We start from the raw sequence: 12011 nt of genomic DNA, 5'->3' as shown, positions 1-12011 counted from the left end.
GGGCCCGGCCACCTCGGTGGCCGGGCCCCTTCGCGTGCGCACGGGCCCGCGTAGAGTCGGAGCCATGCCGATCAGGGCCGTCCTCTGGGACATCGACGACACGCTCTTCGACTACACGACGGCCGCCACCACCGGCATGGCCCGGCATCTCGCCGCGGAGGGCCTGCCCGGCGGATACAGCACGCCGGACGAGGCCGTGGACGCCTGGCACCGGCTCACCCGGCGCCACTGGGAGCGGTTCGCGGCGGGGGAGACCGACTGGGAGGGCCAGCGCCGCGACCGGGCCAGGGACTTCCTCGGCCGCCCCATGGAGGACGCCGAGGCCGACGCCTGGTTTGAGCGCCACATCTCCCACTACGAGGCAGCCTGGTCGCTCTTCCCGGACGCCGTCCCCGTGCTCGACGCCCTGGCGGGGACGTACCGGCACGCCGTGCTGTCCAACTCGGCCCTGGAGCAGCAGCACCGCAAGCTGACCGTGCTCGGGGTGCGCGACCGGTTCGAGTCCCTGCTCTGCGCGGCGGAGCTGGGCGTCTCCAAGCCCGCCGCCGGAGCCTTCCTCGCCGCCTGCGAGGCGCTGGCCCTGCCGCCGTCCGACGTCGTCTACGTGGGGGACGAACCCGACATCGACGCCCGGGGTGCGACGGCCGCCGGTCTCACCGGAGTCTGGCTGGACCGGGGCGGCCGGGGCGGACGTCCCGAACTCGTCCGGATCACGGCCCTCGACCAGCTTCCCGGCCTGCTGGCAGGCAATACCCGTTTTGGAGCGCCGGACACCTTCGGGTAATGTTCTTCCTGCGCCGAACGAACGGGCCGAAAGATCCGGGCGGGCGGTGCAGCAGAAATGAGGCCCCACAAGGGGTTGCGTTTCAGTGGGCTATGGTGTAATTGGCAACACTACGGTTTCTGGTACCGTCATTCTAGGTTCGAGTCCTGGTAGCCCAGCGCAAGACCAGCACGATGTAACAACAAGCCCCCGTTGTGTAGCGGCCTAGCACGCTGCCCTCTCACGGCAGTAGCGCCGGTTCGAATCCGGTCGGGGGTACAGATCCTTCCCGCGAGATCATCTGGGTCGCACCCACGCTCTCGATGCAGGATCGCTAGGGCCCCCGTTGTGTAGCGGCCTAGCACGCTGCCCTCTCACGGCAGTAGCGCCGGTTCGAATCCGGTCGGGGGTACTTGTAACACCATGGGCTATGGTGTAATTGGCAACACTACGGTTTCTGGTACCGTCATTCTAGGTTCGAGTCCTGGTAGCCCAGCGCAGGTCAAGCAAGTTGCAGGAACAAGCCCCCGTTGTGTAGCGGCCTAGCACGCTGCCCTCTCACGGCAGTAGCGCCGGTTCGAATCCGGTCGGGGGTACAACACAGCACCAGACAGAGGCCCTTCACTTCGGTGAGGGGCCTTCTGCCTGTGCCCGCAGGTCCGTTCAGATTCCGTAGCGCCGGGCCGACTCCTCCTCCTGGGCCAGTCGACGCAGGGATGCCAGCAGCGGTTCGTACAGCACCGCCGAGGCCACCGCCATCTCCACCTGCTCCGACCCGGACGGATACGTCTCCATCATGTCCAGGTCGTGGACGGCCACTTGGTGCATGAGCCGCGCCTGCTCGGCCAGGAAGTCGCTCTCGCAGGGATAGCCGAGCCGGATCAGGGTCGCGAGCGAGGACACCAGCGCCCGGTGGACGGGGGAGAGCGAGCCGATCTCCCGTGCGGTGCTCCATCCCAGCCGGTCGAGGAGGCGGTCCACTTCGGCGCGGGCGGCCGCCGTCTCCGGGGCCTCCTCGTCGGGGTCCGGCCCGTGCGGGAGCGACCAGAGTGCGGCGCCCAGCCGGATCGTGCGGCCCAGCGAATCGTCGTCGACATGGCCCAGCACCTCGCGGGCCGTGGCCACCGGCAGCCGGCCCACCTGGAGCAGCGCCCGCACCAGGCGCAGCCGGCGCAGATGGCTCTCGCCGTACTCGGCCTGGGTCGCGCTCACCCGCTCGCCCGGGGGCAGTAGCCCCTCGCGCAGGTAGTACTTGATCGTCGCGGTCGAGACGCCGCTCCGCTCGCTGAGTTCGGAGAGTCGCATCCGGTGCCTTCCCTTGCGTCCGCCGCGTGAGCGGTGTCACTATCCAACCATTGGATAGTGGCACTCTCCAACAACCTTCCGGGGGACCCGTATGTTCGCGAAACCGATGCCGGGACGGACGACCGCCGCGGCCGAGGGCGATGTGGTGGTTCTGCTGATCGGCATGCGGATCAACCACTTCCGGGGCGTGCACCACTGGCTGCCGGTGTTCGTCGGCATGCTGCGCATGCTGCGGGAGTTGAAGAAGGACAGGGCCCGGGGGCTGCTCGGCCACGTCCTGCTGACCGGCTCGCCGAGGACGTACTACGTCGTCCAGTACTGGGAGTCCAAGGAGAAGCTGTACGCGTACGCGTCGGCGCCGGACATGTTCCACCGCAAGGCGTGGGCGACGATCAACCGCAAGGAGAAGAAGTCCCGGCAGCACGTGGGGCTGTGGCACGAGACCTACATCGTGCCCGAGGGCGGCTACGAGTCCATCTACGCGGATATGCCGGCGTACGGACTGGCCGAGGCGACGGGGTCGCTGCCGATCGAGGGGCGGGGCCGCCGCGGGGCGGACCGGCTCGCGCATCGCTCCGGCGCGAGGAGCACCCGCTGAGAGGCGGGGTCGAAAGGGGCCGCCACGACGCTGGGGCGGCCTGAGGGGGAGCGGGGTGCGAGGGGGCCCGGTCAGCCCGTGCGGCGCAGGGCCTCGCTCAGCCGGGCGGCCGAGTCGATGACGGCCTGGGCGTGCATCCGGCCCGGGTGCCTGGTCAGCCGCTCGATCGGTCCGGAGACCGAGACGGCGGCGACCACCCGGTTGGAGGGGCCGCGCACCGGGGCGGAGACCGAGGCGACGCCCGGCTCGCGCTCGCCGATCGACTGGGCCCAGCCGCGCCGCCGTACGCCGGAGAGCGCCGTCGCCGTGAAGCGGGCGCCCTGGAGGCCGCGGTGCAGGCGCTCCGGCTCCTCCCAGGCCATCAGGATCTGGGCGGAGGAGCCCGCCTTCATCGTGAGCGTGGAGCCCACCGGCACGGTGTCCCGCAGACCGGACAGCCGCTCCGCCGCCGCCACGCAGATACGCATGTCGCCCTGCCGGCGGTAGAGCTGAGCGCTCTCGCCGGTGATGTCGCGCAGGTGGGTGAGCACCGGCCCGGCCGTGGCCAGGAGCCGGTCCTCGCCCGCCGCCGCGGCGAGCTCGGAGAGGCGGGGGCCGAGAATGAACCGGCCCTGCATGTCCCTCGCCACCATGCGGTGATGTTCCAGTGCCACGGCCAGTCGGTGAGCCGTGGGTCGTGCGAGCCCGGTCGCCGCGACCAGCCCGGCGAGGGTGGCCGGCCCGGACTCCAGGGCGCTCAATACCAGAGCTGCCTTGTCGAGAACGCCGACGCCGCTAGAGTTGTCCATACGACGATACTCGCGTCTCACTCTGTGAAACGCAAGTTCAATTTTCCGGGGAAGTTGCGAACCTGTACGGGCGGCCCCACAACGGCCCGTAGCCACCGCCCCGCACGGGGGTCCGGACGGGGGCGCACCGAATCTCTAGTTGGGCCGGCGATGACGCCGGCCGGAGGGAAAGCGATGGGTAGGACACTCGCGGAGAAGGTTTGGGACGACCATGTCGTCCGGCGCGCCGAAGGTGAGCCCGACCTCCTCTTCATCGATCTGCACCTGCTGCACGAGGTGACCAGCCCGCAGGCCTTCGACGGTCTCCGGCAGGCCGGACGCCCGGTACGGCGCCTCGACCTCACCATCGCCACCGAGGACCACAACACCCCGACCCTCGACATCGACAAGCCGATCGCCGACCCGGTCTCCCGCGCACAGCTGGAGACCCTGCGCAAGAACTGCGCGGAGTTCGGCGTCCGCCTGCACCCGCTGGGCGACGTCGAGCAGGGCGTCGTGCACGTGGTGGGCCCGCAGCTGGGCCTGACCCAGCCCGGCACCACAGTCGTCTGCGGCGACTCCCACACCTCCACGCACGGCGCGTTCGGCGCCCTCGCGTTCGGCATCGGCACCAGCCAGGTCGAGCACGTGCTGGCCACCCAGACGCTGCCGCTGGCCCGTCCGAAGACGATGGCGATCACCGTCGACGGCGAACTGCCCGACAGCGTCACCGCCAAGGACCTGATCCTCGCGATCATCGCGCGGATCGGCACCGGCGGCGGCCAGGGCTACATCCTCGAATACCGCGGCTCCGCCATCGAGAAGCTCTCGATGGAGGCCCGGATGACCATCTGCAACATGTCGATCGAGGCCGGTGCGCGGGCGGGCATGATCGCCCCCGACGAGACCACCTTCGACTATCTGCGCGGCCGGGACCACGCCCCGCAGGGCGAGGACTGGGACGCGGCGGTCGCGTACTGGAAGACGCTGCGCACCGACGACGACGCGGTCTTCGACGCCGAGGTGGTCATCGAGGCCGCCGAACTGGCGCCGTTCGTCACCTGGGGCACCAACCCCGGCCAGGGCGCGCCTCTGTCGGCCAACGTCCCCGACCCCGCTTCGTACGAGGACGCCTCGGAGCGCAACGCCGCCGAAAAGGCCCTGGAGTACATGGGGTTGACCGCCGGACAGCCGCTGCGCGAGATCGGTGTCGACACCGTCTTCGTAGGTTCGTGCACCAACGGACGCATCGAGGACCTGCGCAACGCGGCCGCCGTCCTGGACGGCCGCAAAGTCGCCGACGGCGTACGGATGCTGGTCGTCCCGGGCTCCGTCCGGGTCGCCCTGCAGGCCGTGGCGGAGGGCCTGGACAAGGTCTTCACCGCCGCCGGCGCCGAATGGCGGCATGCGGGCTGCTCGATGTGCCTCGGCATGAACCCCGACCAGCTGGCCCCCGGCGAGCGCTCCGCCTCGACCTCGAACCGCAACTTCGAGGGCCGGCAGGGCAAGGGCGGCCGTACGCACCTGGTCTCCCCGCAGGTCGCCGCCGCCACCGCCGTGCTGGGCCATCTGGCCTCGCCGGCCGACCTGTCCGACGACCGCACGCCCGCCGGAGTCTGAGAATCATGGAAGCTTTCACCGCACACACCGGCCGGGCCGTCCCGCTGCGCCGCAGCAACGTCGACACCGACCAGATCATCCCCGCCCACTGGCTGAAGAAGGTCACCCGGGACGGCTTCGAGGACGGGCTCTTCGAGGCCTGGCGCAAGGACGAGAACTTCGTCCTCAACCGTCCGGAGCGCCAGGGCGCCTCCGTCCTGGTGGCCGGCCCCGACTTCGGCACCGGGTCCTCCCGTGAACACGCCGTCTGGGCCCTGCAGAACTTCGGGTTCAAGACCGTCATCTCCTCCCGGTTCGCCGACATCTTCCGCGGCAACTCGCTGAAGAACGGTCTGTTGACCGTGGTCCTGGACCAGAAGGTCGTCGACGCGCTCTGGGAGCTGAGCGAGGCCGACCCGACGGCCGAGATCACCGTCGACCTGGAGAAGCGGCAGGTGCTCGCCGAGGGCATCACGGCCGACTTCGAGCTCGACGAGAACGCCCGCTGGCGCCTGCTGAACGGGCTGGACGACATCAGCCTCACCCTTCAGAACGAAGCGGACATCGCGGCTTACGAGGCGGCCAGGCCGGCCCACAAGCCCCGTACAATTCAGGCCTGAGCAGCGCGTTTCCCGTACTGCGCCCCCTGCCTTCTGGTAGGGGGCGCAGTCGCTTGTTGAGCCCCCGTCGGGCGACAACTCGCCCCAGATGGCACAATCGGTGCATGGAACGCGACAGCCAACTCAAGCTTTACGGCCAAGTCGCCGACCGATTGAAGGAAGCGCACTCACGAGTGCGTGCACTGCAAGTCCCGGCGGGCGTACGGATGGCGCTGAACCGGAAGCTGCTGGTCGTCACGGCCGCGGCGAAGCACGATCTGCCGGATGCGGCAAGGCGTCTGGACCGTTTGATGAAGGACCTCGACGAGGGCCGATTCCCCGAAGGTGACTGACTCTGCGGAACTGCGCAGCGGTCGACTTCGTTGCGGCACTAGGGTGATTAGCCCGTTTCGTGTTTGATTTGCGGTATATATCTGCCTAACGTGCGAAAAAGCCTGAACAGATTCGTTCCGGCAATGTCTCCGAAGGGGAAGACGTGAACAAGGCGCAGCTCGTAGAAGCGATTGCCGACAAGGTCGGCGGCCGTCAGCAGGCCGCTGACGCCGTCGACGCGGTGCTCGACGCGATCGTCCGTGCGGTTGTCGCGGGTGACCGGGTCTCGGTCACCGGCTTCGGCTCGTTCGAGAAGGTCGACCGCCCCGCCCGCTACGCCCGCAACCCGCAGACGGGTGAGCGCGTACGGGTCAAGAAGACCTCGGTGCCCCGTTTCCGTGCGGGACAGGGCTTCAAGGACCTGGTGAGCGGCTCGAAGAAGCTCCCCAAGAACGATGTGGCCGTGAAGAAGGCGCCCAAGGGCAGCCTCTCGGGCGGTTCTTCCACCCGTACGACGGCGAAGGCCGCCGCCAAGAAGGCCACCGCGAAGAAGGCCGTGGCGAAGAAGGCGACCGCCAAGAAGACCGTGGCAGCGGCGAAGAAGACCACGGCCACCGCCAAGAAGACCACCGCGAAGAAGACGTCCGCGGCGGCCAAGAAGACCACGGCGGCCGCGAAGAAGGCGACCCCCGCGGCGGCGAAGAAGACGACGACCGCCAAGAAGGCCGTCGCCAGCAAGACCGCGCCCGCCAAGAAGACCACGGCGAAGAAGGCGCCCGCGAAGAAGACCACGGCGCGCAAGACCACGGCCAAGAAGGCCACCGCACGCAAGAAGTGAGACCGAGCAGCGCAAGGCTCCTCACACGCGCCGGGCCGGGCTCCCCTCGGGGAGCCCGGCCCGCGGGCTGTCCGGGGGAGCCGGGGGCTCAGAACGTCTGCAGCGTCACCAGGGTGATCCTGAGCGCGGCGCCCTCGCCCTCGCCCTCGATCCGCACCCGCTGACCCGGACGCAGCAGCCGCAGGCCGCCGGCGTCGAAGGCCGCGGCGTCGAAGTCCACCGGGGTGCCGTCGTCGAGCAGCACGCTGCCGCTGCGGGTCTCGGGGTCGTACGTGTACGAGGTCGCCTGCATGCCCGGCAGCCTATCGGTCCATCGCGGGAACCCCGGCGGCCCAGCGCCCGGCCGTGAACGGGCCGACGCCCAGGGCCAGCGCCACCCGCAGATCGTCGCCGGTGTCCACGTCCCGGCGCACCGAATCGATGCCCGCCAGCGTGATTTCCCTGGCCCCCGACGCGAGGTGCCGGGCCCGGGACGGACCGCCGAAAGCGGGGCGGAATTCCACTCCTGGCCCAGCGGACAGAAATGTTGTTCCGATTCCCGCGGCGTCGGGCACAAATGCACGGGGGAAAGCGGCAGAAAATTCGAGTACCCGGGACAATTCCGCCGGACGCAGTGCGGGCAGATCGGCGTTGAGCGCGGCGACCGGGGCGCCGGGCCGCGAGGCCCGGACCGTACGCTCACCGTGCGCGAGGGCGGCGTTGAGTCCGGCGGCCGGGGTGTCGGCCACGATCCGGGCGCCGAGCGCCGCCAGCGCGGCCCCCGCGGCCCGGTCGTCCGTGACGACCACCACATCGGCCACCGCCGGGCAGGAGAGCGCGGCGGCCACCGTGTCCTGGGCGAAGGCCAGGGCCAGCCGGGGCCGCAGCAGGGCGCCCGACGCGGGCACCAGCCTGCTCTTGGCCCGCGCCAAGGGCTTCAACGGGACGACCAGGGACCAGCGGCCGGTCGGGTCGGTGTTCGTGGCGGTCTCCCCCTCGATGCGCATCGCCGCCTATTCTCGCCTGCCGGTGCGACAACCCGGAGGGTCCCTCCCCAAGGCGAGGCGTACGGTGTTCTCGACAGAGCAGGGGCCTGGGGCGAGACTTGACCGTCGGTAGTCAGGTAGCAATGAGCTCCACAGTCACGTTCATAGAGGAAGGTGTCCGAGTGTCCCGCCGCAGAATCGGCTTCTGGTACCGCCTGGCCGCGGTCATCGCGAAACCGCCGCTGGTGGTTCTGTTCAAGCGCGACTGGCGGGGAATGGAACACATTCCGGCCGACGGTGGATTCATCACCGCGGTCAACCACAACTCGTATCTGGACCCGCTTTCCTACGGGCATTTCCAGTACAACACCGGACGGGTGCCGCGGTTCCTGGCCAAGGCGGGCCTGTTCAAGACCCCCTTCGTCGGCATGATGCTGCGCGGCACCGGCCAGATCCCGGTGTACCGCGAGACCACCAACGCGCTGGATGCCTTCCGGGCCGCCGTCGCCGCCATCGAGCGCGGCGAATGCGTCTGCTTCTACCCCGAGGGCACCCTCACCCGCGACCCCGAGATGTGGCCGATGGCCGGCAAGACCGGCGCCGCCCGGGTCGCGTTGATGACCAGGGCCCCGGTCGTCCCCGTCGCCCAGTGGGGCGCCAACCAGGCGATGCCGCCGTACGCCACCGACAACAAGGTGCGCCTCTTCCCCCGCAAGACCCTCCAGGTCCAGGCCGGTCCGCCCGTCGACCTCTCCCGGTTCTACGACAAGGAGCCGACGCCCGAGGTGCTGCGCGAGGCCACCGAGGTCATCATGCACGCGGTCACCGCGCAGCTGGAGGAGATCCGCGGGCAGCAGGCGCCCGCCGAGCCCTACGACCACCGCAAGGCCCGCGCCGAACAGCGGCGCAGGGCCGAAGGAGAGGGACCCAAGTGACGCACCCCGTCAAGGCAGCCGTCTTCGGAACCGGCTCATGGGGTACGGCCTTCGCGATCGTCCTCGCCGACGCGGGCTGCGAGGTCACCCTCTGGGGCCGCCGGGCCGAGGTCGCCGAGACCGTCAACACGACCCGTACCAACCCCGACTACCTCCCGGGCATCGAACTGCCCGCATCGGTCCGGGCCACCACGGACGCGGCCGAGGCCCTGCGCGGCGCCGACTTCGCCGTCCTGGTCGTGCCGTCCCAGACGCTGCGCGAGAACCTCGCCGCCTGGGCCCCGCACCTGGAGCCGCAGACCGTCCTGGTCTCCCTGATGAAGGGGGTCGAACTCGGCACCGCGAAGCGGATGAGCGAGGTCATCGAGGACGTCACCGAGGTCTCCGCCGACCGCATCGCCGTCATCACGGGGCCCAACCTCGCCAAGGAGATCGCCGAACGCCGTCCCGCCGCGGCCGTCGTCGCCTGCCGGGACGAGTCCGTCGCCCAGCGCCTCCAGGCCGCCTGCCACACCTCGTACTTCCGCCCCTACACCAGCACCGACGTGGTCGGCTGCGAACTCGGCGGCGCCGTCAAGAACGTCATCGGGCTCGCCGTGGGCATCGCCGACGGCATGGGGCTCGGCGACAACGCCAAGGGCTCGCTCATCACCCGCGGCCTCGCCGAGACCATCCGGCTGGGCCTGGCCATGGGCGCCGACCCGCTCACCTTCTCCGGACTCGCCGGCCTCGGCGACCTCGTGGCCACCTGCTCCTCGCCGCTCTCGCGCAACCACACCTTCGGCACCAACCTCGGCCGGGGCATGACGCTGGAGGAGACCATCGCGGTCACCAAGCAGACCGCCGAGGGCGTCAAGTCGTGCGAATCCGTGCTCGACCTGGCCCGCAGGCACGGCGTCGAGATGCCCCTCACCGAGACGGTCGTCGGCATCGTCCACGAGGGCAAGCCGCCCATGGTCGCGCTCAAGGAACTCATGTCCCGCAGCGCCAAGGCCGAGCGGCACTGAGCGGCTTCACCCCCTGGGCGGCCCCGGCCACGCTGACGGAGCCCGTACCAGCAGGTACGCTCATCGCGATATGAGCAGCGAGAACCTCCCCCAGAGCACGGAGCAGCAGCTCCGCAAGCCGCGTGTGGCCGTCGTGTTCGGCGGCCGCAGCTCCGAACACGGCATTTCGGTGGTCACGGCCGGCGCCGTCCTGAACGCCATCGACCGGACCAAGTACGACGTCCTGCCGATCGGCATCACGACGGACGGCCGCTGGGCGCTCACCGCCGACGAGCCCGAACGCATGGCCATCACGGACCGGAAGATGCCCGACGTGGCGCAGCTGGCCGAGTCCGACGAGGGCGGCGTGGTGCTCTCCGTCGACCCCGGCAGCCGCGAAGTGGTCTACAGCGAGCCCGGGTCCGTCCCCAAGGCGCTCGGCGAGGTCGACGTCGTCTTCCCCGTCCTGCACGGCCCCTACGGCGAGGACGGCACGCTCCAGGGCCTGCTGGAACTCTCCGGAGTGCCGTACGTCGGCGCGGGTGTCCTCGCCTCGGCCGTCGGCCAGGACAAGGAGTACATGAAGCGGGTCTTCACCTCCTTCGGGCTCCCCGTCGGGCCGTACCTCACCGTCCGCCCCCGTGAGTGGGACAACGACCGCGCCGCCGCCCGCGCGCGCATCACGGAGTTCGCCGCCGAGCACGGCTGGCCGCTCTTCATCAAGCCCGCCCGGGCCGGCTCGTCCATCGGCATCACCAAGGTCGACGACGCCTCCGGGCTCGACGAGGCGATCGAGGAGGCCCGCAGGCACGACCCGAAGTTCCTCGTCGAGTCGCTGCTGCGGGGCCGCGAGATCGAGTGCGGGGTCCTGGAGTTCGAGGACGGGCCGCGCGCCAGCGTGCCCGCCGAGATCCCGCCGGTCACCTCGCACGACTTCTACGACTTCGAGGCCAAGTACATCGACGCGGCGTCCGGGATCGTGCCCGCGCCGCTCACCGAGGAGCAGACCGCCGAGGTCCAGCGGCTCGCGGTCGAGGCCTTCGAGGCGACCTCCTGCGAGGGGCTGGTGCGCGCCGACTTCTTCCTCACCGAGGACGGCGGCTTCGTCATCAACGAGGTCAACACCCTGCCGGGCTTCACCCCGATCTCCATGTACCCGCGCATGTGGCAGGAGAGCGGCGTCAGCTACCCGCAGCTGGTGGACCGGCTCATCCAGGCGGCCCTGGACCGGCCGACCGGACTGCGCTGAGACCTGCGGGGCCAGGGCGTGCGCTCCCGGTGGGGCGCACGCCCTACAGGCGGTTGGGGACCGTCTTCCTGACGGCCGGGGCGAACGCGGCGAGGGGGGTCGCGTCGTGCGCGTACTCCACCGAGAACGTGACCTCGACATACGCCTTGCGCAGCGTGGTCGTGAAGCGCGGACCGTTGTCGTCGCGCTGCTCCAGCATCCAGTTGACGCCGTCCGCGTCGGTCCCCTTGGACTGGTCGTCGTCCATCTTCGCGGGGCGCGGCACACCGCAGCGCAGTACGATCGCCCCGTCCCCCCACCCGGCGGTCAGATCGGAACCGGGACCGGGGTCACTGCGCTCCAGACCGGCGACGGTGTCCGGCAGTTCCTTGTGCAGCGCACGGCAGTAGGCTGCGGCTTCCGGGGACGGAGAGGGAACCGTGACCGACGCCTGGGCGTCGCCCGAGGAACAGCCCGCCGCGGCCATCAGCAGCAGGGCGGCGGACGGACCGAGGAACACGGGGTGGGGGAGCCGGCGGCTGGATGAGGTCACCGGCCCAGCGTAGACGGGGGCTACAGGTGAACGACCGGGCAGGTCAGGGTGCGGGTGATCCCGTCCACTTGCTGGACCCGCGCGACCACCATGCGGCCGAGCTCGTCGACCGTGTCCGACTGGGCGCGCACGATCACGTCGTAGGGGCCGGTGACGTCTTCTGCCTGGATCACTCCCGGAATCTTGGCGATGGTCTCGGCGACGGTCGACGCCTTGCCCACCTCGGTCTGAATAAGGATGTACGCCTGTACCACGGAACCTCCAGGGCGGCCACGAGGATCATGTGGGGGAAAGGGACGCCACGTTATCGCGTCGCCGCGGGCCGCGGGGAGACCTGCGGGCCGGATGACGCCCACAGCGTGGCGTACAGAACGCACAAGTTGACGTATCTCTTGACAGTACCGACAGCAGTGAAGGCCCGCGACCGCAAGCGGAGCGGCGCGGACGGGGGACAGGCGGAACAGGCGTGCCCGTGACCACCTGGGCGGCCGTGCTCCACAGCTGGGCCGGACGCCCGTCCGGCCCCATAGATGAGAGGTGAC

The 12011-nt window shown here is 70.1% G+C and carries 15 protein-coding genes and 5 tRNA genes; 14 read left to right on the top strand and 6 right to left on the bottom strand.

Translation table 11 applies throughout. From position 1 onward, the window contains the following. The first annotated feature begins 64 nt into the window (after positions 1-64). The 6 genes from RLT58_RS09945 to RLT58_RS09920 all read left to right on the top strand — a co-directional run bounded on the left by RLT58_RS09945 (position 65) and on the right by RLT58_RS09920 (position 1359). On the top strand, positions 65-784 hold the full coding sequence (locus tag RLT58_RS09945; protein ID WP_311310034.1) for an HAD family hydrolase: 720 nt from the start codon (positions 65-67) through the stop codon (positions 782-784). Between the two features lie 86 nt (positions 785-870). Beyond that, a tRNA-Gln gene (locus tag RLT58_RS09940) sits at positions 871-942 on the top strand. Between the two features lie 27 nt (positions 943-969). Further along, positions 970-1042 (top strand) — tRNA-Glu (locus RLT58_RS09935). Positions 1043-1102: 60 nt separating this feature from the next. Then, a tRNA-Glu gene (locus tag RLT58_RS09930) sits at positions 1103-1175 on the top strand. 12 nt (positions 1176-1187) lie between these two features. After that, a tRNA-Gln gene (locus tag RLT58_RS09925) sits at positions 1188-1259 on the top strand. A 27-nt stretch (positions 1260-1286) separates the two neighbouring features. Continuing rightward, positions 1287-1359, top strand: a tRNA-Glu gene (locus RLT58_RS09920). 67 nt (positions 1360-1426) lie between these two features. Here the strand turns inward: RLT58_RS09920 and RLT58_RS09915 are convergent. Beyond that, positions 1427-2068, bottom strand: coding sequence for a MerR family transcriptional regulator (locus tag RLT58_RS09915; protein WP_311310033.1), 642 nt, complete (start codon positions 2066-2068; stop codon positions 1427-1429). 91 nt (positions 2069-2159) lie between these two features. Between RLT58_RS09915 and RLT58_RS09910 the strand changes: the two genes are divergently transcribed. After that, a complete protein-coding gene (locus tag RLT58_RS09910) occupies positions 2160-2666 on the top strand; it encodes a DUF4188 domain-containing protein (protein ID WP_311310032.1) in 507 nt (168 codons plus the stop codon). A gap of 71 nt (positions 2667-2737) precedes the next feature. On the opposite strand, the gene ndgR is transcribed toward RLT58_RS09910, so the two are convergent. After that, a complete protein-coding gene (gene ndgR / locus RLT58_RS09905; protein ID WP_003966003.1) occupies positions 2738-3454 on the bottom strand; it encodes an IclR family transcriptional regulator NdgR in 717 nt (238 codons plus the stop codon). A gap of 174 nt (positions 3455-3628) precedes the next feature. Between ndgR and leuC the strand changes: the two genes are divergently transcribed. From leuC to RLT58_RS09885, 4 genes are all read left to right on the top strand, one after another. After that, on the top strand, positions 3629-5053 hold the full coding sequence (gene leuC, locus RLT58_RS09900; RefSeq protein ID WP_311310031.1) for a 3-isopropylmalate dehydratase large subunit: 1425 nt from the start codon (positions 3629-3631) through the stop codon (positions 5051-5053). Between the two features lie 5 nt (positions 5054-5058). Beyond that, complete coding sequence (gene leuD, locus RLT58_RS09895; protein WP_311310030.1) at positions 5059-5652, top strand: 3-isopropylmalate dehydratase small subunit; 594 nt, start codon at positions 5059-5061, stop codon at positions 5650-5652. 104 nt (positions 5653-5756) lie between these two features. Continuing rightward, the gene (locus RLT58_RS09890) at positions 5757-5984 is read left to right on the top strand and encodes an SCO5555 family protein (protein ID WP_311310029.1); all 228 of its coding nucleotides are present in this window, start codon (positions 5757-5759) and stop codon (positions 5982-5984) included. 143 nt (positions 5985-6127) lie between these two features. Next, entirely contained in the window at positions 6128-6802 is a 675-nt protein-coding gene (locus RLT58_RS09885; RefSeq protein WP_311310028.1) for an HU family DNA-binding protein, read from the top strand. An 88-nt stretch (positions 6803-6890) separates the two neighbouring features. On the opposite strand, the gene RLT58_RS09880 is transcribed toward RLT58_RS09885, so the two are convergent. After that, a complete protein-coding gene (locus RLT58_RS09880; protein ID WP_311310027.1) occupies positions 6891-7094 on the bottom strand; it encodes a hypothetical protein in 204 nt (67 codons plus the stop codon). A 10-nt stretch (positions 7095-7104) separates the two neighbouring features. After that, positions 7105-7788 carry a 2-phospho-L-lactate guanylyltransferase gene (gene cofC, locus RLT58_RS09875; protein WP_311310026.1) on the bottom strand — a complete coding sequence of 228 codons (684 nt, stop codon included), beginning with the start codon at positions 7786-7788 and terminating at the stop codon, positions 7105-7107. Positions 7789-7949: 161 nt separating this feature from the next. On the opposite strand from cofC, the gene RLT58_RS09870 reads away from it, so the two are divergent. The 3 genes from RLT58_RS09870 (at position 7950) to RLT58_RS09860 (ending at position 10937) form a co-directional block, all read left to right on the top strand. Beyond that, positions 7950-8702 (top strand): lysophospholipid acyltransferase family protein, encoded by a 753-nt coding sequence (locus RLT58_RS09870; RefSeq protein ID WP_311310025.1) that lies wholly within the window; start codon positions 7950-7952, stop codon positions 8700-8702. Beyond that, positions 8699-9709: an NAD(P)H-dependent glycerol-3-phosphate dehydrogenase gene (locus tag RLT58_RS09865; RefSeq protein ID WP_311310024.1), complete on the top strand. Its 1011-nt coding sequence runs from the start codon at positions 8699-8701 to the stop codon at positions 9707-9709. Before RLT58_RS09870 ends, RLT58_RS09865 begins: the two co-directional genes overlap by 4 nt. 70 nt (positions 9710-9779) lie before the next feature. Next, a complete protein-coding gene (locus tag RLT58_RS09860; RefSeq protein WP_311310023.1) occupies positions 9780-10937 on the top strand; it encodes a D-alanine--D-alanine ligase family protein in 1158 nt (385 codons plus the stop codon). A gap of 43 nt (positions 10938-10980) precedes the next feature. On the opposite strand, the gene RLT58_RS09855 is transcribed toward RLT58_RS09860, so the two are convergent. Next, positions 10981-11436, bottom strand: a complete 456-nt coding sequence (locus RLT58_RS09855) for a DUF3515 domain-containing protein (protein ID WP_311314460.1) — start codon at positions 11434-11436, stop codon at positions 10981-10983. A gap of 53 nt (positions 11437-11489) precedes the next feature. Then, positions 11490-11723: an Lrp/AsnC family transcriptional regulator gene (locus tag RLT58_RS09850; protein ID WP_311310022.1), complete on the bottom strand. Its 234-nt coding sequence runs from the start codon at positions 11721-11723 to the stop codon at positions 11490-11492. Positions 11724-12011: the final 288 nt, after the last annotated feature.

The sequence above is a fragment of the Streptomyces sp. ITFR-16 genome (assembly GCF_031844705.1).
Taxonomy (GTDB): Bacteria; Actinomycetota; Actinomycetes; order Streptomycetales; family Streptomycetaceae; genus Streptomyces.
Note: the sequence above shows the minus strand (reverse complement) of the source record. Positions and strands in the feature narration are given on the sequence as shown.